The sequence below is a fragment of the Streptomyces sp. CA-251247 genome, from assembly GCF_050952975.1.
In the GTDB taxonomy this organism is placed as follows: domain Bacteria; phylum Actinomycetota; class Actinomycetes; order Streptomycetales; family Streptomycetaceae; genus Streptomyces; species Streptomyces achmelvichensis.
In genome coordinates this window covers 3,995,622-4,016,882 of the sequence record NZ_CP191861.1, presented here as the reverse complement: position 1 = coordinate 4,016,882, position 21,261 = coordinate 3,995,622, and the positions used below count along the sequence as shown (strand labels likewise).

The window sequence follows — 21,261 nt, the reverse complement described above, 5'->3', positions numbered from 1 at the left end:
CCGGGAGGACGCCGTGCTGAGCACCATGCAGGACGTACCGCTGACTGTGACCCGCATCCTGCAACACGGGATGACGATCCACGGAAAGTCGCAGATCACCACCTGGACCGGAGACGCCGAGCCGCAGCGGCGCAGCTTCGCGGAGGTGGGCAGCCGTGCGACACAGCTGGCCAACGCGCTCCGTGACGAGCTGGGGGTCGACGGAGACCAGCGGATCGCCACCCTGATGTGGAACAACGCCGAGCACGTCGAGGCGTACTTCGCCATCCCCTCCATGGGTGCCGTACTGCACACGCTCAACCTCCGCCTCCCCGCCGAGCAGCTGGTGTGGATCGTCAACCATGCCGCCGACCGGGCCGTCATCGTCAACGGCTCCCTGCTCCCGCTGCTCGCCCCGCTCCTTCCGCACCTGCCCACGATCGAGCACATCGTGGTCTCCGGCCCCGGCGACCGCAGTCTGCTCGCCGAGACCGACGCGACGGTGCACGAGTACGAGGAGCTGATCGCGGACCGGCCGACCACGTTCGACTGGCCCGAGCTGGACGAGCGGACCGCCGCCGCCATGTGCTACACCTCCGGCACCACGGGCGACCCCAAGGGCGTCGTCTACTCCCACCGCTCGATCTACCTCCACTCGATGCAGGTCAACATGGCCGAGTCGATGGGGCTGACCGAGCGGGACACCACGCTCGTCGTGGTCCCGCAGTTCCATGTGAATGCCTGGGGCCTGCCGCACGCCACCTTCATGACCGGCATCAACATGCTGATGCCGGACCGTTTCCTTCAGCCCGGACCGCTCGCGGACATGATCGAGCGCGAGAGGCCCTCGCACGCGGCGGCCGTCCCCACCATCTGGCAGGGACTCCTCGCCGAAGTCACCGCCAACCCCCGCGACCTGACCTCCATGTCGCAGGTGACCATCGGCGGCGCGGCATGTCCGCCGGCCCTGATGGAGGCGTACGACAAGCTCGGCGTACGGCTCTGTCACGCCTGGGGCATGACGGAGACCTCTCCGCTCGGCACGATGTCGCACCCGCCGGCCGGTCTCTCGGCGGAGGAGGAGTGGCCCTACCGCATCACCCAGGGCCGTTTCCCCACCGGCGTCGAAGCCCGGCTGGTCGGACCCGCCGGCGAGATCCTGCCGTGGGACGGTGCCTCCGCCGGTGAGCTGGAGGTCCGGGGCGCCTGGATCGCGGGCTCGTACTACGGCGGTGCGGGCGGCGAGGACTTCAAGCCCGCGGACAAGTTCAGCGAGGACGGCTGGCTGAAGACCGGCGACGTCGGCCTCATCAGCCCCGACGGCTACCTCACGCTGACCGACCGGGCCAAGGACGTCATCAAGTCCGGCGGTGAGTGGATTTCGAGCGTCGACCTGGAGAACGCGCTCATGGCCCACCCGGAGGTCGCCGAGGCTGCGGTGGTCGCGGTGCCCGATGACAAGTGGGGCGAGCGTCCGTTGGCGACGGTCGTCCTCAAGGAGGGCTCGACGGCGGACTACGAGTCGCTGAAAGCCTTCCTCGCCGAGAAGGTCGCCAAGTGGCAGCTGCCCGAGCGCTGGGCGGTGATCCCGGCGGTCCCGAAGACGAGCGTGGGCAAGTTCGACAAGAAGGTGATCCGCAAGCAGTACGCGGACGGTGAGCTGGACGTCACCCAGTTCTGATCACGACACGAAGGGGGCGGTGTTTCACGTGAAACACCGCCCCCGACGCGTCACTTGACGCCCTCGGCCAAGGCCCCGGCCAGCGCCGTCAGTTCGTCCCGATCTTCGCGAGCAGGTCGACGATCCGGGACTGGACCTCGTTACTGGTGGAACGCTCCGCGAGGAAGAGCACCGTCTCGCCCGACGAGAGCCGCGGCAGCTCGGCCCGGTCGAGGCCCGCCGAGGTGTAGACGACCAGGGGCGTCCGGTTCAGCTGGCCGTTCGCCCGCAGCCAGTCGATGATCCCGGCCCGGCGGCGGCGCACCTGCATCAGGTCCATCACCACGAGGTTCGGCCGCATCTGGGTCGCGAGGGTGACGGCGTCCGTGTCCGCACCGGCCCGCGCGACCTGCATTCCGCGGCGCTCCAGCGTCGCGGTGAGCGCCAGCGCGATCTCCTCGTGTTCCTCGATCAACAGCACGCGTGACGGGTGCTGTTCGCTGTCCCGGGGGGCCAGCGCCTTCAGCAGGATGGCCGGGTCGGCGCCGTAGGCCGCTTCCCGTGTGGCCTGCCCCAGTCCGGCCGTCACCAGAACGGGGACCTCCGCGGCCACCGCGGCCTGGCGCAGCGACTGCAGTGCGGTCCGGGTGATCGGGCCGGTCAGCGGGTCGACGAACAGGGCCGCGGGGAACGCGGCGATCTGTGCGTCGACCTCTTCGCGCGAATGCACGACGACGGGACGGTAGCCCCGGTCGCTCAGCGCCTGCGAGGTCGAGACATCCGGCGCCGGCCACACCAGCAGTCGGCGCGGATTGTCCAGCGGCTCCGGGGGCAGCTCGTCGTCGACGGGCTGCGGCTGCGGCCGGTTGGCCACCTCCACCGCGCCTCCGGGACCGTCCAGCGGCTCCGGGCCCTCCGCGCCTTCGAGGGGTGCGCCTATGGCGTACGACCGGCCCTCGGACCGCTCGGCGGGGAGCAGCGATCCGTTCTGGGTCTGCGACTGTCCCTGGGGCTGCGTCTGTCCCTGGGCCTGCGACTGCCCCGGAGGCTGGGCCTGCGGAGAAGCCTGTGCCGGGGCGGCCTGCGTCTGCGGATGCGGGCGGGCGGTGGTGGCGGCCGGCTCCGGGCGCTCCCCCTCGGTGGACCGCGTCCCCAGCTTGCGACGGCGTCCGGCGCCGAGCGTCTGGTTCTGCTTCTCGGCGATCTGCTGCGAGAAGGGCACGCCCTGTCCGAGTGTGCGGACGCTGAATGCCCTGCCCTGCGAGGCGTCCGCCGGGACCGGTGCCTCCGCGGGCAGCGGCTGGGCGACGCGCGCCTGCGCGGGCCGCGGCGTCGTCTGCTGCTCGGCGGCGGGCTCCTCGAACGCGGGCATCGGCAGGGCGACGGAGCCGGTGCCCTGCGACGTCGCGGCACCCGACTGCCCCGGCGCCGCCTCGTCCTGCGTCGCCGCGTGCTGCCCGCTCGTACCGTCGTCGGTGGCACGCGGATCGAATCCGGCGTCGTCCGGGACGTCGTCCCCCCACCCGGGCGGTGCGTCCGGCACCGCACCCTGGGCGGGCGGCTGCGTCCGCGCGCGCCGCCGACCCGTCGGGGTCGGATGCTGCTGCGGCGGCGTGTGATGGTCGGTGCCCGGCTCCGTACGGACGGAGTCGTGCCGGCCCGGCAGTGAGGCGTCCGCTTCACCCGCCGTCGGCGGGATGCGGTCGGCCTCGGCGGGCGGCAGCGCGAACGGCGTGCGCGGTGCTTGCGGCTCGGCCGGAGCCGTCGCCAGTGCCCTCCTGGCCCGGCGGCCGGACGGGCGCGTCTCGATCGCGGTCGAAGCAGAGGCGGCAGGGGCGGCGGAGGGAGCCGCGGGCAGCTCCGGCATCGCGCCGTGTCGCGCGCGACGGCCCGAGCCGGGCCCGTCGACGGAGACGCCCTGCGGCGGCACCGTCTCGCCGAGCGCGGCGCGACCGGACTGGGCGGCGCCCTCCGCGGCGGTCACCACGGAGCCCTCGGTCGGCCTGCCGCCACCGGCGCTGACGGCGACGGATTCCTCGGCAGGGCTCGGCCTGCCGCGTCGGCGACCGGTTCCGCCACCGCCCGCGTGGGCGGCATGGCTGCCGCCCGAGTCCTGTGCCGGGATCAGTTCCTGCTGCGGCTGTTCCCCGTGTGCGCGACGCCGGCCCGTCGGCGGCGCGGCCACCGGGTCCTCCATCGCGACGGGGCTCTCCAGGAACGCGTCCGTGGAAGCCCGTCGCGCACGCCGCCGTCCACCGCCCGACGTGCCGGGGGAGCGCTGCGGCTGCGGAGGCGCCTGCTGCTCCGGAAGGGCCAGCATCGTGCCGTGCTCCGGCGGTGCCACGGTTCCCGAGCCTTCGCCCAGCGGCAGTTCCAGGACGTACGCGCTGCCGCTCATGCCCGGCACCTCGTGCGTCTGCAGTACTCCGCCGTGCGCCCGTACGATTCCGCGCACGATCGGCTCGTGCACCGGGTCTCCCCCGGCGAACGGCCCCCGCACCTCGATCCGTACGACGTCACCGCGCTGCGCGGCCGCCACCACGATCGTCGAGTCCACGTACCCGCCGCCGGGCATCAGCTTGGCCTTGCCGGTGGAATCGACACCGGCCACGTCAGCCACCAGGTGCGCGAGCGCCGTCGCCAGCCGTCCGGCGTCCACCTCGGCCTCTATCGGCGGAGCATGCACCGCGAACTGCGCCCGCCCGGGGCCGATCAGCTCGATGGCGCCCTCGACGCCGGCCGCGACGACCGCGTCGAGCAGCACCGGGATCTTGTAGAGCTGTTCCGCACCCGTGTCGAGCCGCTGGTAGCCCAGGACGTTGTCGACGAGCGTCGTCATCCGCGCATAACCGGCGGCCAGGTGGTGCAGGATCTGGTTGGCCTCGGGCCACAACTGCCCCGCCGGGTCGGCGGCCAGGGTGGCCAGTTCGGAACGGAGTTCCTCCAGCGGCCCGCGCAGCGACTCGCCGAGCACGGCGGTCAGCTGGCCATGGCGGGCGGCCAGCTCGGTGTACTGCTCGTCCCGGCTCTCGATCTCCGCGGTGTAGCGGTCCGCACGGTCCGCCAGCTCGGCCGTGAACCGTTCGGTGGTCTCCTCCAGCTCCTTGCCGAGCCGCTCGGTCGTCTCCGTGAGCTCGGACTCGTGCTGCTGGGTCAGCTCCTCGTACGGACGGCGGTCGGTGAAGGTCATCACCGCGCCGACGAGCTGGTCCCCGTCGCGTACCGGCGCGGTCGTCAGATCGACCGGCACCTGCGAGCCGTCCTTCGCCCACAGCACCTGTCCGCGCACCCGGTGCTTGCGCCCGGACTTGAGGGTGTCGGCGAGCGCCGACTCCTCGTACGGGAAGGGTTCGCCGTCCCCGCGCGAGTGCAGGATCAGCGGATGCAGCTCCTGGCCGCCGAGGTCGCTCGCCCGGAATCCGAGGATCTGCGCGGCGGCCGGATTCACCAGGACGACACGTCCGTCGGTGTCCGTACCGACCACACCCTCGGCCGCGGCACGAAGGATCATCTCGGTCTGCCGCTGCGAACGCGCCAGCTCGGCCTCGGTGTCCATGGTTCCGGACAGGTCCCGCACGACGAGCATCAGCAGCTCGTCGCCGGTGTAGCCACTGTACGAGTCGTATGCCTCGCGTCCGTCCTCGAGGCTCGCGCTGGTCACCTCGACAGGGAACTCGCTGCCGTCAGTGCGCCGCGCCACCATCCGCGTGGGCTTGGTCCGCCCGCGTTCGTCGGCCGCCTCGGGGCGCCGCATCGAGCCGGGGATCAGCCGCGAGTCGAAGGTGGGCAGCAGATCGAGCAGCCCGCGTCCGACGAGTGCGGTACCGGGAGTCTCGAAGAGTTCGAGGGCGATGGTGTTGGCGTTGACGACCGTGCCGTTGCAGTTGACGAGCACGAGGCCGTCCGGAAGGGCGTCGAGTATGGCTGCGAGGCGAGCAGCGCCTCGGGATGGCCTGCTGCTCACGACGACGGTTCCTCCCTGACCTACTGCATATTGCGGACGGCCGGTCCCATCTTGCCCCTCGGGCTTCAGCCTGTCACTGGAGGGAGTCTAAAGGCAGCCGAGGGGGCCGGGGCGGCGGATGAGGGGGAGCTCTCACCAAGGTTGTGTGCACATGCGGTACCGCCGGGGGTTATGACCTGGTGTTCGGCAGCACGGGCTCCATCGTGCGCCACCGTGAGATTTCGCAGCCGTTCCCCCGGTTGAACGTGGCGTCCACCCGCTGTCCCTGCCATGTGCCGGTGACCCGGGCGGTGGCCGGCCCTCCGGACTGCATGGTGCACATCTGGTCCTCGGGAACCGGCGCGAAGGGGTTCCGGTCCTCCTGCGCGAGCTCGTCCAGCCGCGCACAGGCCTTGACGGCCGCGGGGTGGGTGCCGCCGGCCGGGTCGCACGTCAGCTCGTACCGGCCGTCCGTCCGGGTGTTCCCGGTGTCGGAGACGATCACGGTCAGCCGGTCGGGTGCCGACAGCAGCGGCAGCGGGAACGGCAGGGGGGCCGCTCCCGCGGCGGGTACGGCGCCGGCCAGCGCGGCGGCGGTCACGGTTGCGGTGAGGACGAGGCAGCGCAGCATGGGTGCTCCTGGATCCGGGAGTGAGGGACCGTGCGAGGGCGCGGACGCCCCGGCATCTCTAACGCTCCGTGCGCCCCGGCGTTGCGCAACCGGACCGCGCCGCCGGGACGACGGGCGCGGCGCCCCGGGCTTTGCCCTCCGGCCTGCGGGCCTAGTACCGTGGACGGCGATTGGTGACACCCCGCTCGGCTGTGTCATCATCTGCACGCACCACTCGCGCCCGCGTGAGTGTGCTGGAGGCGTCGCCTAGTCCGGTCTATGGCGCCGCACTGCTAATGCGGTTTGGGTCTTAAAGCCCATCGAGGGTTCAAATCCCTCCGCCTCCGCCAGTTGATCACCGAAGCCCCGGCCCGCAGGCCGGGGCTTCGGTCGTCCTCGGCGGGCTGTGTGTCTTCGGGCGTACGTACGAGGATTCTTGACCGCTGGGGCGCTGTTTTCGCAGGTCAGGTGGGGTGTGCTTAACGGATTTCACCTCACGGCGCGGGTCATGTAATGTTGTTCCCGCAACGCCGACCGGGCAGAAAAGCCCGGAACGCCAAGCACTCGTAGCTTAACGGATAGAGCATCTGACTACGGATCAGAAGGTTGCAGGTTCGAATCCTGCCGAGTGCACACTGCTCAAAGGCCCCACCGGTTCGCCCGGTGGGGCCTTTGACGTCAGCGGGGGACATCAACGGTCCTGGATTACGCCGATCAGGCTGCGCTCCCTTCCGGGTGATCTACGGAGAGATCGGCGCCCAACACGTCGTCCATCCGATCGGAAGCGGCCAGCGGGCAAGCCGTCCTGCCCAGACGGACAACCGTGGACTGCTTGCGGTTCTCGGCACGGGTTCCGAGGCCGTTGACGGGCAGGCTCAGGGCTGCGCGTCCGTGATGCACGCGCCTACGGATCACCGGAGCGAGTTCGGGGTCGGGGAGCGTCTGGTCGGTGGATTGCGGGCGGTATGACGGTGTGTCTGTACGACCACACAGGGTGCGTGTGGCTTGATCGTCGGGCGGTCCCGGCAGGGGCCCGAACACCAACCGACATCCGTGGCACGTCCTGAGTGCCGCGCTCATCGTCGAGGAGCCCCCACCGTGAGACCGACCCTGCAACATGCCATGCTCCAGCGACGTGGCGCCGGAGCCGCGGGTGAGCGGAGGCGCCCGGCCAGGCGTGCTGCGGTCCTGCTCGCCACGGTGGCACTGCCGGCGGCACTGGTCGTTCCCACGGCCACGCCCGCCGTGGCGGCGCCCGTGACCGTCACCTTCAACGCAGGCGCCAACCAGCCCTTCACCGTCCCGTCCGGCGTCACCCAACTGACCGTCACCGCCACAGGCGCCGCAGGACAAAACGGGTCCGGCGGCGGCACAGGAGGCAACGGCGCCACCGTCACCGGCACCGTCACCGTGCCGCCGAGCACCACCACCCTCTACGTCAACGTCGGCACGGGCGGGGGCGCCGGCGGCGGACCCGCGACTACGGGCGGTGCCGGCGGCGGATCCAGCGATGTCCGCACCTGCAGCTCGGCCGGCCCCGGCTGCACCCTGACCGGCGTCCCCGGCACGGACCCCCGTCTCATCGTCGCGGGCGGCGGAGGCGGCGGAGGAAGCGGCTTCTCCTCCACTTACCTCAACCCGGAGGCCACCGGCGGAGACGCCGGAATCACCGGGGGTGCCGGCGGCAGCAGAACGAACAGCGGCCAAGGCGGCGGGGGCGGAACCCAGACCGCCGGTGGCACAGCCGGAGCAGCATGCCCTGCCGTCGGTACATCCGGCACTCCGGGCACAGGCGGTGCGGGCGGCACCGGCGGAGGCGGCTTCGGGGCGGGCGGAGGCGGGGGCGGCTGGTTCGGTGGAGGCGGCGGCGGAGGCTGCAACCGTATTGATTTTCCTCCCGCTTACGGTCCCGGTGGCGGCGGTGGTGCGTCGAACCGTGTCCCCACGGGTGGTACCTCCGGACCTGCAGCGGGGCCGGCCCAGGTGACCGTCACCTACGAGCCGGCGCCCCCCACCTGCGCGACCGCCACGGCCACCATCACCGGTACCAACGGCAACAACATCCTGATCGGCACTCCCGGCAATGACGTGATCTTCGCTCTCGGCGGCAACGATGTGGTCGACGGCCGCGGTGGCAACGACATCATCTGCGGCGGTGACGGCAACGACGTACTGTCCGGCGGTGACGGCAACGACCGCGTCGAAGGTGGCAACGGCGCCGACAACCTGAACGGCAACAACGGCAACGACGCCCTCTTCGGTGGCCTTGGCAGCGACGCGCTCTTCGGCGGCCCCGGCACCAACACCAACGACGGCGGCCCCGGCATCAACGCCTGCTTCAACCCCGCCACCGGACCCGGCTGCTTCTGACCCACCCCACACGTCCCCGACCCGGCATGTTGAGCGACATCAGTAGCTGACATCGACGCAGGCGTACAACCGCGCACCGTGGCACCCCCGTGATCGGCGCACGAGCCAACGGATCCCAGCAGGCGAGCGGTTCGTGACGATGCTGCACGCGCCTACGGATCAGAAGGTTGCAGGTTCGAATCCTGCCGAGTGCACACTGCTCAAAGGCCCCACCGGTTCGCCCGGTGGGGCCTTTGACGTCAGCGGGGGACGTCAGCGGGGGACATCAACGGGTGACATCAACGGTCCTGGATTACGCCGATCAGGCTGCGCTCCCTTCCGGATGATCTACGGAGAGATCGGGGTCGGGGAGCGTCTGGTCGGTGGATTGCGGGCGGTATGACGGTGTGTCTGTACGACCACGCAGGGCGGGTGTGGCTTGATCGTCGGGCGGTCCCGGCAGGGGCCCGAACATCAACCGACGTCCGTGGCGTGTGCTGAGTGCCGCGCTCTTTGCCGAGGAGTCCCCATCGTGAGACGGACCCTGCAACATGCCATGTTCCCTCGACGTGGCGCCGGAGTCGCGGGTGAGCGGAGGCGCCCGGCCAGGCGTGCTGCCGTGCTGCTCGCCACGGTGGCACTGCCGGCGGCACTGGTCGTTCCCACGGCCACGCCCGCTGCTGCGGCGCCGGTGACGGTCACCTTCAACGCAGGCGCCAACCAGCCCTTCACCGTCCCGTCCGGCGTCACCCAACTGACGGTCACCGCCACAGGCGCCGCAGGCCAGAACGTGCCTAATGGTGGCGTAGGCGGGAGCGGGGCCACCGTCACCGGCACCCTGACCGCTACCCCGGGCAGCACCCTGTTCGTGAACGTCAACACCGGCGGCGGACCAGGCACCGGAAACTTCTCGGGCGGCGTCGGCGGCGGCTCCAGCGACGTGCGCACCTGCAGCTCGGCCGGCCCCGGCTGCACCCTGACCGGCAGCCCCGGCACCGACCCGCGTCTCATCGTCGCCGGAGGCGGAGGAGGCGGCGGCTACGGTTCCGCCATCGGCGACTTCCAGGTCCCCGAGGCCACCGGCGGGGACGCCGGCAACATCGGAGGCGACGGCGGCGACAGGCCGCAGGGCGGCGGCGGCGGTGGCGGAGGTACCCAGACCACCGGCGGCACCGGCGGAGCCGCATGCTCGCAGAACCCAACCACCGCCGGCACCGCCGGTACGGCCGGTGCCGCCGGCACCGGCGGCACCGGCTTCGGGGGAGGCGGCGGCGGAGGCGGCTGGTTCGGAGGCGGCGGAGGAGGCGGCTGCGGCCAAATCAACAGCGATGCCACGGCAGGTCCTGGTGGTGGCGGTGGCGGGTCGAACCGTGTCCCCACGGGTGGTACCTCCGGACCTGCAGCGGGGCCGGCCCAGGTGACCGTCACCTACGAGCCGGCGCCCCCCACCTGCGCGACCGCCACGGCCACCATCACCGGTACCAACGGCAACAACATCCTGATCGGCACTCCCGGCAATGACGTGATCTTCGCTCTCGGCGGCAACGATGTGGTCGACGGCCGCGGTGGCAACGACATCATCTGCGGCGGTGACGGCAACGACGTGCTGTCCGGCGGTGACGGCAACGACCGCGTCGAAGGTGGCAACGGCGCCGACAACCTGAACGGCAACAACGGCAACGACGCCCTCTTCGGTGGCCTTGGCAGCGACGCGCTCTTCGGCGGCCCCGGCACCAACACCAACGACGGCGGCCCCGGCATCAACGCCTGCTTCAACCCCGCCACCGGACCCGGCTGCTTCTGACCCACCGCAAGGGCGCTGCCGCCATTTCGGTGAGTTCACCGCTCACCGAACTCACTTCACGCGTTCGTGATCGTTCGTCCGACATGCGACAGATCACGCGTGTAGCCGCGACCCTGGCAAGCTCCGCCGTCATCCTCACGACCATGACCGTCACCTCCGCCCACGCCGCGCCGCTCCCGGGCACCGGCATCGGTCAGAACCTCAACCTTCTGACCGCCATCCTCGCCTTCGTCAGGCGGACTCTCGCTTAGCCCGCCCTCCTTGGCGTCCGGACGCCTGCGCCAGGCCAGAGGCCCCCGGAGACGATCCGGGGGCCTCTCGCGTATGCGGAGGGGAACCGAGTCAGGCGCGCTGTGCCCGGTCGTACACCTTCTTCGCTAGGGCGCCCATGATCTCTGCCTGCATCTCGGTCGGTGTCAGGGAGTCCAGCGAGCTGTTGACCGAGACCAGGACGCCCTTGCCGGTGGTGGCGTTGAAGTCGGCCAGCCACGGGCCGCCGCTGGAGCCGCCGGTCAGGTCGCAGGAGATGGCCTGAAGGCCGTGCTTCTTCTTCGCCTTGCCGACGCAGTGGAGGAGTTCCTCGCCGCGCTGGGGGCGGGTGGCCGAGTAGCCGAAGGCGGAGATCGTGCCGCCGACGGCACGGTTGAAGGCGATGGCCTGGCCGCCCACCACGTCGGTGAGCTTGCGGCCCTTCTTGTCGGGGTCGACGGCCAGCGTCGACAGGTCGTCGGTGGAGTCCGTCTCCCAGGTGCGCGGGGTCATGGCCGAGCGGACCGCGAACGCGCCGTACGGCTGCTTGCCCTTGCTGTAGGCGGGGACGAACACCATGTCGGTGTTGGTGTTGCCGGGGGACGAGCCGCGTCGCACGCAGTGGGCCGCGGTCATCACGGCGGAGCGGTTGGCGCTCTTCACCGCCGTGGCCGTGCACCAGGTGTCGGCGCCGGACGCGTTGACGAAGAAGAGCCGCCCCACGGTCTTCAGCGTGGTGCCCCGCCACGGCTTCGCCTTCGGGCCGGTCGGACCGAGGTCCACGGACTTCCCGACGGCCTTGATACGAGCGGGCGTCCAGTACGCGAGGGCCGCCCGGCGTTCCTTGGCGGTGTACGACAGGACGGAGACCGGGTCGGCCGCGGCCGCACGGGTCTGGCCGGCCGCGGCGGTCGCCGTGGCCGGGGCGACGAGGGCGAGAGCCGTACCGGCGACGGTGAGCACCGTGGCCCGGCTGCGAAGGCGCCGGATCATGGAAGGGGAGGTCGTGGGCATCGCGGATGTCTCCTCGGTCGGAGCGGGCAGCGGGCGCGGGGCGTCGGTCCGCACGGCAAGACCGGGGAATCCGCCGGTTCGGTTGGCGCTGTCGATGATCTGTGACACACGGGTGTGGATCCGCGTCCGGGCGGCGGTGATCCGCCACCCACCGTTCGTACAAGGGGAGTTGACGGCGGGAGCAGGTGTTCGCCCGCCGGCGGGACCGCCGCCGGAGGGGCAGGGAGAGCCACCCTGCGGCGACCGCCCCTGTCCGGTAGCGTCCGAAGGGGGCCTTGTGCACCGTTGGGTGTCCGACAGAAGGAGTCGGGATGCGCCGGATCGTGGTCGTCGAAGCCCCCTCCGTGCTCGGGCTGCGGCCATCCGGGGTGGAGGTCTTGTCCGCGGCGCTGATCGGGGCCGGTCTGGCCGAGCGGCTGGGGGCCGTCCACGGCGGGCGGGTCGAGGCGCCGGCGTATGTGGCCCGGCGGGACCCCGCGAGCGGGGTACTCAACGCGGCCGCGATCGCTCGGTACTCCACGGAACTGGCCGACGTCGTCGCAGAAGTGCGCGATCAGGGGGACTTCCCCGTCGTCCTCGGCGGCGACTGTTCGATCCTCCTCGGCAACCTTCTCGCGCTGCGGCGGCGCGGACGGCACGGGCTGCTGTTCCTCGACGGGCACACCGACTTCTATCAGCCGGCCGCGGAACCGAACGGCGAGGCCGCGTCGATGGAGCTCGCGCTCGCCACCGGCCGCGGGCCCGGCGTACTGACCGATCTGGAGGGGCTCCGGCCGCTCGTACGGGACGAGGATGTCGTGGCCCTCGGGTTCCGCGACACCGAGGAGTCCACGGAGGCCGGGATGCAGCCGCTGCCGCCGGAGCTGCACGCCGTCGGTCTCGATGCCGTGCGGGCGGTCGGCGCCGAGGAGGCCGCCCGGGAGGCGGTCGGACGACTCGGGGAGTACTGGGTGCATCTCGATGTGGACGTTCTCGACGACGCCGTCATGCCGGCCGTCGACTACCGCATCCCCGGGGGCCTGAGCTGGGCGGAACTGGAGAGCGTGCTCGGGATCGCGCTCGGCGACGACCGTGCCGTCGGGTTCGACGTCACGATCTTCAACCCCCGCCTCGACCCCGAAGGCCTGATCACGGCCCGGCTCGTCGAATGTCTGCACCGCGGGCTCTCCGCGCGGATCGGCCGGAACTCGGCCTAGACCCGGGGCCGGTGTCAGTGCTCTCGGGTAACCTCCGCGTTTTCGGTCGGAGGTGCGTATGGCATGGCGGTGCTCCGGGCTCGGCTGGCCGCGCGGGGCGCGGATGGCCGTGCTCCGGTGGGACGGCGGGCGGGTCAGTCCGCTGACCGCCGGCAAGACGCTCGGGTTCCGTGCCGAAGGGGTCCGGAGCTGCGTCGGGGCGCGTGGCAATGCCTGCCCGCTGCGGGCCGTCGTGCCGGGGCGGGCCACCCAGGCCCGGTGCCCGGAGTGCGCACGGCTGGATCGCGCGCACTCGGTGGCGGCCGACACCATCGCCGACGACCCGCGGACGTACCGCGTCTATCTGGCCTGGTTCGGGCCCGGGATGGTCAAGGTCGGCATCACCGCCGAGGAGCGTGAGTCCGCGCGGCTGCTGGAGCAGGGCGCCGTCGTCTTCAGCTGGCTGGGGCGGGGGCCGCTGATGGCGGCACGGCGTACGGAGGAGCTGCTGCGCAGCGCGCTGGGGGTGCCGGACCGGATTCCGTACGCCCACAAGAGGGCTGTGCGGTGCGAGCTGCCGGGTCCCGCCGAGCGCGCCGCGGAGATCGAGGACCTGCACCGGCGAGCGCTGGGGCTCACCGGCTGGGCCGAGTCGCTGGAGCGGCTGGAGTTCCTGGCCGTCGACCACGCCGAGGTGTTCGGGCTCGGCCGGCTGCCGGCGCCGGGGGCCGTGGTGCGGGAGCTGACCGACGGCGGGGCCGTCGCGGGGACGCTGCTCGCGGCTGCCGGGCCGGATCTGCATCTGCGCACGGCGGAGGGTGAACTCGTCGTCCTCGACACCCGGTTGATGACGGGCTGGTCGCTCATCGGGGCCGATCCGGCGGCGGGCGTGTCCGTGCCGACGGCGGACGCCAACGCGGGGGGCGGGGCCGTGCAGGACGGGTTGTTCTGACACGCGGGATTCCGGTGCGCCGGGGCGGGACGGTCGACGCGGTGCCGGTGCCGCCCGAGGCCAGGAAGATCCGATGGCCGGGAGGGCTCGCCGCACAACCAGCACCGATGGCCGGGAGCCGGCCGGCCGGGAAGCCCGATGGCCGAGGGACCCGGTGATCAGCCGGGCCCGGTCGTCCTGAACCGGATCACGAACCGGATCACGAACCGGATCACGAACCGGATCACGAACCGGATCACGAACCGGATCACGAACCGGATCACGTTCCGATCCCGTACGGCAAAGCCGGTGGACACCCCACGGACCGGCGTCCGAAGGTGGGCGTCATGACCAACAAGCCCGTCAGTGACCAGGCCACGGAGGCCGCGGACGTACGCGCGTTCTGGAACCGGCTCGGGCTTCCCGGGCTCGTCGACGTCCACACCCACTTCATGCCGGAACGAGTCCTGGCCAAGGTGTGGGCCTACTTCGATGCCGTGGGGCCCCTGACAGGCCTGGAGTGGCCCATCACCTACCGGCACGAGGAGGAGCAACGGGTCGCGCTGTTGCGGGAGTTCGGGGTGCGCGCCTTCACCTCCATGCTCTACCCGCACAAGGCCGGCATGGCCGCCTGGCTCAACGGCTGGGCCGCCGACTTCGCCGCCCGGACGCCGGACTGCCTCCACACCGCGACCTTCTTCCCGGAGGAGGGCGTCGAGCACGACGTCCGCGAGGCCCTCGACCGCGGCGCACGGATCTTCAAGTCGCACCTCCAGGTCGGCGCGTACGACCCCAACGATTCCCTGCTCGACCCGGTGTGGGGACTGCTGGCCGAGGCCGGCGTGCCCGTGGTGATGCACTGCGGCTCCGGGCCCGTGCCCGGCAAGCACACCGGACCCGAGCCGGTCGGCCGGCTGCTCGCGCGGCATCCGCGGCTGCCGCTCGTCGTCGCGCACATGGGCATGCCCGAGTACAGCGACTTCCTCGATCTCGCCGAGCGCTACACGCGGGTACGGCTGGACACGACCATGGCCTTCACGGACTTCAGCGAGCGACTGGCCCCCTTCCCCCAGCAGCAGAAGGGGCGGCTCGCGGATCTCGGCGACCGGATCGTGCTCGGCACGGACTTCCCCAACATCCCCTATCCGTACGTCCATCAGCTCCGGGCCCTGGAGGAACTCGGCCTCGGGGACGACTGGCTGCGCGCCGTCTGCCACGACAACGGCGTCCGGCTCTTCGCGCCCGGTGGTCCCTGAGGAGACGCGGTCGCTGCGGCGTATCGGTCCCTGAGACGGTCTCTGAGGGGAGGCGGTCCCCGAGGAGCCTCGGTTCTCAGGCAATTCACAGAAAGGCGCAAGAGCCTTTTCACGGCCGGGTCGCAGGCTGGCCGCATGACCGCGACCACGCCCCAGGGGCGCACCGAGTTGCTCAGGCCGGACGGCAGCCCTGTCCGGGTTCTCGTCGTCGACGACGAGACCGCGCTGAGCGAGCTGCTGTCGATGGCCCTGCGCTACGAGGGCTGGGAAGTGCGCAGCGCCGGCGACGGCGCGGGCGCTCTCCGGTCCGCGCGCGACTTCCGGCCCGACGCCGTCGTACTGGACGTGATGTTGCCCGACATGGACGGGCTCGCGGTCCTCGGACGCCTGCGGCGTGACATGCCCGAGGTGCCGGTGCTCTTCCTGACCGCGAGGGACGCTGTCGAGGACCGGATCGCCGGCCTCACGGCGGGCGGCGACGACTATGTGACCAAGCCCTTCTCGCTGGAGGAGGTCGTGGCGAGGCTGCGCGGACTGATCCGGCGCTCCGGAACGGCGGCCGTGCGGAGCGCCTCGCTGCTGGCGGTCGGCGATCTCACCCTGGACGAGGACAGCCATGAGGTCTGCCGGGCCGGTGATGCGATCCATCTGACGGCGACGGAGTTCGAGCTGCTGCGCTATCTGATGCGCAATCCGCGACGCGTGCTCAGCAAGGCGCAGATCCTCGACCGGGTGTGGTCGTACGACTTCGGCGGCCAGGCCAACGTCGTCGAGCTGTACGTCTCCTACCTGCGCAAGAAGATCGACGCAGGGCGGCCGCCGATGATCCACACCCGGCGCGGCGCCGGGTATCTGATCAAGCCCGGCGAGTAGTGCGGAGGCTGCGCGGCCGCAGATGGTCGCTGCGGACCCGGCTGGTGGTGTCCGCGGTGGCGCTGATCGCCGTGGTCTCGTCGGTGATCGGCGCCGTCACGACGATCGCGTTCGACAGCTATCTGTACGGCAAGCTCGACGACCAGCTGCGCGGCATCGCGGTCCGCGCCGACCTGCCCAGACGTCCGCCACCGGCACCCGGGGACACGGAGGGCCCGCTGGACTTCCTCGGCGGCGGCGGTCAGCCCTTCGGCACGGTCGGGGCGTTGGTGCCGGACGGTGGCAGCGCGGTGTCCGAAGGCGCGAGGACCGTCGAGAACACCACTCCCGGCTATCGCCCGGACGACACCACGCCACTCGACGCGGCGCAGCTCAGGGCGCTCGGCACGGTGCCCGCGGACGGCGAGGTGCACGACGTCACGCTGCCGGGTCTCGGCGGATACCGCGTGATCTCCCTGCCCACGACGGCCGACGAGGCCGTGAGCGATGGGACAGCGAGCGACGGAACGACGAACAACGGCTCGGTCGGCGACGGCACGGTCCTCGTCGGGATTCCGGCCGGCGAGGTGGAAGACGCGCTGAGCACGCTGATCCTCGTCGAGATCTGCGTGGCCGCGACCGGCCTGCTGGCGGCCGGTATCACCGGTACCGCGCTGGTCGGTGTCGCGCTGCGACCGCTGCGGCGTGTGGCCGCCACCGCCACCCGGGTCTCCGAACTCCCCCTGCACAGCGGGGAGGTCGCCCCGCTGGAGCGGGTGCCGGACGCCGAGGCCGATCCCCGCACCGAGGTCGGACAGGTCGGGGCGGCGCTCAACCGCATGCTGGGCCACGTCGGTTCGGCGCTGACCGCCCGCCAGCAGAGCGAGACGCGGGTACGGCAGTTCGTCGCCGACGCCAGCCATGAGCTGCGTACGCCACTCGCCTCGATCCGCGGTTACGCGGAACTCACCCGGCGCGGCCGGGACACCGTCGGACCGGACACCCGGCACGCCCTCGGCAGGATCGGTCGACACCCGGATGACCGGCCTGGTCGAGGATCTGCTGCTGCTGGCGCGCCTCGACGCGGGACGTCCGCTCGACCGCGAGAGCACCGACCTTCCTCCCCTCGTCGTGGACGCCGTCAGCGACGCCCGCGCGGCCGGTCCCGATCACACCTGGCGGCTCGAACTGCCCGTGGAACCGGCGGCGGTCGGGGGCGACGCGGCCCGGCTGCACCAGGTCCTGGTCAACCTGCTGGCCAATGCCCGTACGCACACACCGCCCGGCACGACCGTCGTCGCCCGGGTGCAGGACCGCGGTCCCACCGTCGTGCTGGAGGTGGAGGACGACGGTCCCGGCATCCCGCCCGAGCTGCTCCCGTACATCTTCGAACGGTTCGCGCGCGGCGACGCGTCCCGGTCCCGGAACGCCGGGTCGACCGGACTCGGACTGGCGATCGTGGACGCGGTGGTGAGCGCGCACGGCGGCCGCGTCGGAGTGAACTCCCGCCCCGGACGGACGGTGTTCGGCGTCGAACTGCCCGCGTGGAACGACCCGCCGTGCGCCCCTGATCCCCTCTCACAGACAGGGCACAGGCGCATCACACAGCCGTGACAGCGCTCCCGACGAGTGTCATGGCATGCGAACCGACACCCCAGAGGGAACCCTGCCGGCCCGGGAGCATCTGCTCGCCGGCACGGCCGGGCCGCCCGTACTCGACGTCGTGATCCCGGTCTACAACGAGGAGGCCGATCTCGAAAGATGCGTGCTGCGGCTGCGCGATCACCTCGCGCGGACGTTCCCGTACGGCTTCCGCATCACCGTCGCCGACAACGCGAGCACCGACAGCACGCCCCGGGTCGCGGCCGAACTCGCGGCGACCGTCCCCGAGGTGCGGTCGTACCGGCTGGAGGAGAAGGGACGGGGGCGGGCCCTGCGGACCGTCTGGTCGCACTCCGACGCCCCCGTGCTCGCCTACATGGACGTCGATCTGTCCACCGGCCTCAACGCGTTGCTTCCGCTGGTCGCTCCGCTGATCTCCGGGCACTCGGATCTCGCCATCGGCTCACGGCTGGCCCGCTCGTCGCGGGTGGTGCGCGGGCCGAGGCGGGAGTTCATCTCGCGTGCCTACAACCTGATTCTGCGCGGCTCGCTCGCGGCCCGGTTCTCGGACGCCCAGTGCGGGTTCAAGGCGATCCGGCGGGAGGTCGCCGAGCGGCTGCTGCCGATGGTCGAGGACACCGGCTGGTTCTTCGACACCGAGCTGCTGGTGCTGGCCGAGCGCGCCGGACTGCGCATCCACGAGGTGCCGGTCGACTGGGTCGACGACCCGGACTCGACCGTGCACATCGTGAGCACGGCGACCGAGGACCTCAAGGGCGTCTGGCGGGTGGGACGGGCCCTGGCGGTCGGTGCGCTGCCGCTGGACCGGCTGGCCCGACCCTTCGGCGACGACCCGCGCGACCGGCAGCTCAGCGGGGTGCCCGGCTCACTGGCGCGCCAGCTGGTCGGGTTCTGCGCGGTGGGCGCGCTCTCCACGCTGCTCTACCTGCTGCTGTACTCCGCGTTCCGGCTGGGAGGCGGCCCGCAGACGGCCAACGCGGGCGCCCTGTTGCTGTCGGCGATCGCCAACACGGCGGCCAACCGGCGGCTCACCTTCGGCGTGCGGGGGCGGGACCGGGCGGTACGGCACCAGGCGCAGGGCCTGGTCGTGTTCGCCATCGGGCTCGCGCTGACGAGCGGTTCGCTGGCGGCGCTGGACGCGGCCGCGGGCGATGCCTCGCACGGCACCGAACTGGCGGTGCTGATCGCGGCGAACCTCGCGGCGACGGTGCTGCGCTTTCTGCTCTTCCGGGCGTGGGTGTTCCCGGACCGGCGGGGGGCGCCGGCACGGGGTGAGGCGTCCCGGACGTGGGCGGTCCCGGAACCCGATGGAGGCCTGGAGCCGCGGGGGTTCCCGGACCGCGCGCCGGACGCATGGGCGTTCTCCGACCACACCTGGGACGACACCGCGCAGCTGCGCGCCGTCCCGCACGACAACGACCCGAGGACCGCACGATGACGACGACACACGACAGCCACGCCTCCCCTCCCCCGCCCGGCAATCCGCCCGGCAATCCGCCCGGTCCCGAAGTGCTGGTGGTCGGGCCCGCGCAGGGAGACCACGAACGCGGGGGACCAGCCGGCGGCGGGCCCAGGGGCGGACACGCGGCCGGCGGACGGGGAGCCCGGCGGGCAGCCCGGCTGTGGCGCGGCCGGGCAGGTGACGCCCCCTGGGTACGCCCTGCCTTCCTCGGTCTGCTGCTCATCACGGCGGTGCTCTACAGCTACGACCTGACCGCCTCCGGCTACGCCAACTCCTTCTACTCCGCCGCCGTCCAGGCGGGCAGCGAGAGCTGGAAGGCCTTCTTCTTCGGGTCCTCCGACGCCGCGAACTCGATCACCGTCGACAAGCCCCCGGCCGCGCTGTGGCCCATGGCCCTGTCCGTACGTCTCTTCGGGCTCGGCTCCTGGCAGATCCTGCTGCCCGAGGTGCTGATGGGGGTCGGCACGGTGGCGGTGGTGTACGCGGCGGTGCGCCGGCGCTTCACTCCCGCGGCCGGGCTGATCGCGGGCGCCGTTCTGGCCGTGACGCCCGTCGCCGCCCTGATGTTCCGCTTCAACAACCCCGACGCGCTGCTGGCGTTGCTGATGACGGCCGCCGTCTACTGCGTGCTGCGCGCGCTGGAGGGTGCACGGACGACGTGGCTGGTCTGGGCGGGTGTGGCGATCGGGTTCGCGTTCCTGACCAAGACCCTTCAGGCGTTCCTGATCCTGCCGCCCCTGGCGCTGGTGTACGCGGTGTGCGCGCCGACGAGGCTGCGGCGGCGGCTCGGTCAGCTCGCCCTCGCCGGGCTCGCGATCGTCGGCGCGGGCGGCTGGTGGGTGGCGATCGTCGAACTGTGGCCCGCGTCCTCGCGCCCGTACATCGGCGGCTCCCAGAACAACAGCTTCCTGGAGCTGACCTTCGGCTACAACGGCCTCGGCCGGATCAACGGCGACGAGGTCGGCAGCGTGGGCGGCGGCGGTGGTGGTGGTGGGGGCCGCTGGGGGAGCAGCGGCATCGGCCGGATGTTCGACGCGTCGACCGGCGGCCAGATCTCCTGGCTGCTGCCCGCGGCCCTGCTGCTGCTCGTCGCGGGTCTCGTCGTCACCTGGCGGGCCGGACGGACGGACACCGCGCGGTCGGCGTTCCTGGTCTGGGGCGGCTCGCTGCTGATGACCGCGGCGATCTTCAGCTTCATGGCGGGAATCTTCCACGAGTACTACACGGTGGCGCTGGCCCCGTACATCGCAGCCCTGGTCGGCATGGGCGTCACCGTCCTGTGGGAGGAACGGCACACGTTCGCGGCCTCGGCGGCACTGGCCGTGACGGTCGTGGTGACGGCCGTGTGGTCCTTCACGCTGCTCGGCCGGACCCCCGACTATCTGCCGTGGCTGCGGTGGGCGGTGCTCATCGGCGGTCTGGCGGCTGCGGCGGGGCTGCTGCTCTCGGGGCGTGCCGGCCGGCCGGGACCCCGGCTCTCGCTGGTCGCGGCGGCGCTGGCGCTGGTCGCGGCACTGGCCGGGCCGGTGGCGTACTCCCTCACGACGGTGAACGAGGGGCACGCCGGCTCGATCGTGACCGCCGGTCCCGCGGCGGCGCGGGGCGGTGGGGGCATGCGCGCCGGCGGGCCGGGCGGCGGCGACGGCGGACGGATGCCGCCGGGACAGCAGAGTCAGGGGCAACAGGGACAAGCTCCGGGGCAGGGACAGCAGGGACAGCAGGGACAGCAGGGTCAGGGGCAGCAGGGAGGTCCCGGTGGCGGGACGGCTCAGCCCCCGAACGGCCTTCCCGGGCAGGGCGGTCCGGCGCAGCGCCAGGGCATGGGGCCCGGCGGTGCGGGCGGCGGCGCTCGCGAGGGCGGCGGGGGAGGCGGCGGCATGGGCGGCCTGCTCAACGGCGCGACCGTGAACTCCGAGGCCGAGGCGAAACTGCGGCAGAACGCGGGCGACTACACCTGGGCCGCCGCGGCCATCGGCTCCCAGAACGCGGCCGGCTACCAACTCGCCACCGGTGAACCGGTGATGGCGATCGGCGGCTTCAACGGCAGCGACCCGTCCCCGACGCTGGCGCAGTTCAAGGAGTACGTCGCCGAAGGGAAGATCCACTACTTCGTCGCGGGCGGACAGGGCGGCGGACAGGGCGGACAAGGCGGCGGACAGGGCGGAGGTCCCGGTGGTAACACCAGCTCCGCGATCACTTCGTGGATCGAGGCGACCTTCACGGAGGTGACCGTGGGCGGCACGACCCTCTACGACCTGACCGCCGAGAAGTAGTCCCAGTACAGGGGCGCTGTACGGCGTAAGGGGAATCTATTGTACGGTGTACGGGACATCCCCCGTACACCGTACAAGGAG

General features: G+C 72.0%; 12 protein-coding genes, 2 tRNA genes and 1 pseudogene. 12 read left to right on the top strand and 3 right to left on the bottom strand.

Features of this window, described 5'->3' with window-relative positions; translation table 11 throughout:
- The first annotated feature begins 13 nt into the window (after positions 1–13).
- Complete coding sequence (locus ACQPWZ_RS17655) at positions 14–1,660, top strand: long-chain fatty acid--CoA ligase (protein ID WP_356704195.1); 1,647 nt, start codon at positions 14–16, stop codon at positions 1,658–1,660.
- A gap of 88 nt (positions 1,661–1,748) precedes the next feature.
- Here the strand turns inward: ACQPWZ_RS17655 and ACQPWZ_RS17650 are convergent, their stop codons facing one another.
- Together ACQPWZ_RS17650 and ACQPWZ_RS17645 are read right to left on the bottom strand one after the other, a co-directional pair.
- A complete protein-coding gene (locus ACQPWZ_RS17650) occupies positions 1,749–5,603 on the bottom strand; it encodes a PAS domain-containing protein (protein WP_433571816.1) in 3,855 nt (1,284 codons plus the stop codon).
- Between the two features lie 169 nt (positions 5,604–5,772).
- On the bottom strand, positions 5,773–6,213 hold the full coding sequence (locus ACQPWZ_RS17645; protein WP_433571815.1) for an SSI family serine proteinase inhibitor: 441 nt from the start codon (positions 6,211–6,213) through the stop codon (positions 5,773–5,775).
- 235 nt (positions 6,214–6,448) lie between these two features.
- Between ACQPWZ_RS17645 and ACQPWZ_RS17640 the strand changes: the two genes are divergently transcribed.
- The 4 genes from ACQPWZ_RS17640 (at position 6,449) to ACQPWZ_RS17625 (ending at position 10,345) form a co-directional block, all read left to right on the top strand.
- Positions 6,449–6,542: transfer RNA gene (locus tag ACQPWZ_RS17640), tRNA-Ser, on the top strand.
- A gap of 210 nt (positions 6,543–6,752) precedes the next feature.
- A tRNA-Arg gene (locus ACQPWZ_RS17635) sits at positions 6,753–6,825 on the top strand.
- Between the two features lie 489 nt (positions 6,826–7,314).
- Positions 7,315–8,562, top strand: coding sequence for a calcium-binding protein (locus ACQPWZ_RS17630; protein WP_433571814.1), 1,248 nt, complete (start codon positions 7,315–7,317; stop codon positions 8,560–8,562).
- Between the two features lie 598 nt (positions 8,563–9,160).
- A complete protein-coding gene (locus ACQPWZ_RS17625) occupies positions 9,161–10,345 on the top strand; it encodes a calcium-binding protein (protein ID WP_433571813.1) in 1,185 nt (394 codons plus the stop codon).
- A gap of 342 nt (positions 10,346–10,687) precedes the next feature.
- Here ACQPWZ_RS17625 and ACQPWZ_RS17620 read toward each other — a convergent pair whose 3' ends face one another.
- Positions 10,688–11,716, bottom strand: a complete 1,029-nt coding sequence (locus ACQPWZ_RS17620) for a trypsin-like serine peptidase (protein ID WP_433571812.1) — start codon at positions 11,714–11,716, stop codon at positions 10,688–10,690.
- 203 nt (positions 11,717–11,919) lie between these two features.
- Between ACQPWZ_RS17620 and ACQPWZ_RS17615 the strand changes: the two genes are divergently transcribed.
- The 7 genes and pseudogenes from ACQPWZ_RS17615 to ACQPWZ_RS17585 all read left to right on the top strand — a co-directional run bounded on the left by ACQPWZ_RS17615 (position 11,920) and on the right by ACQPWZ_RS17585 (position 21,180).
- The gene (locus ACQPWZ_RS17615; protein WP_433571811.1) at positions 11,920–12,804 is read left to right on the top strand and encodes an arginase family protein; all 885 of its coding nucleotides are present in this window, start codon (positions 11,920–11,922) and stop codon (positions 12,802–12,804) included.
- Positions 12,805–12,862: 58 nt separating this feature from the next.
- Complete coding sequence (locus tag ACQPWZ_RS17610; protein WP_383235764.1) at positions 12,863–13,735, top strand: DUF2797 domain-containing protein; 873 nt, start codon at positions 12,863–12,865, stop codon at positions 13,733–13,735.
- Positions 13,736–14,061: 326 nt separating this feature from the next.
- The gene (locus tag ACQPWZ_RS17605) at positions 14,062–14,970 is read left to right on the top strand and encodes an amidohydrolase family protein (protein ID WP_433571810.1); all 909 of its coding nucleotides are present in this window, start codon (positions 14,062–14,064) and stop codon (positions 14,968–14,970) included.
- A gap of 135 nt (positions 14,971–15,105) precedes the next feature.
- Positions 15,106–15,843: a response regulator transcription factor gene (locus tag ACQPWZ_RS17600; protein ID WP_327682558.1), complete on the top strand. Its 738-nt coding sequence runs from the start codon at positions 15,106–15,108 to the stop codon at positions 15,841–15,843.
- Positions 15,843–17,436: pseudogene (locus tag ACQPWZ_RS17595) on the top strand (sensor histidine kinase). The gene ACQPWZ_RS17600 and the pseudogene ACQPWZ_RS17595 overlap by 1 nt, the downstream one beginning before the upstream one ends.
- 25 nt (positions 17,437–17,461) lie before the next feature.
- Entirely contained in the window at positions 17,462–18,883 is a 1,422-nt protein-coding gene (locus ACQPWZ_RS17590) for a glycosyltransferase (RefSeq protein ID WP_433571809.1), read from the top strand.
- On the top strand, positions 18,880–21,180 hold the full coding sequence (locus ACQPWZ_RS17585) for an ArnT family glycosyltransferase (protein WP_433571808.1): 2,301 nt from the start codon (positions 18,880–18,882) through the stop codon (positions 21,178–21,180). The genes ACQPWZ_RS17590 and ACQPWZ_RS17585 overlap by 4 nt, the downstream gene beginning before the upstream one ends.
- The last annotated feature ends 81 nt before the right edge of the window (positions 21,181–21,261 follow it).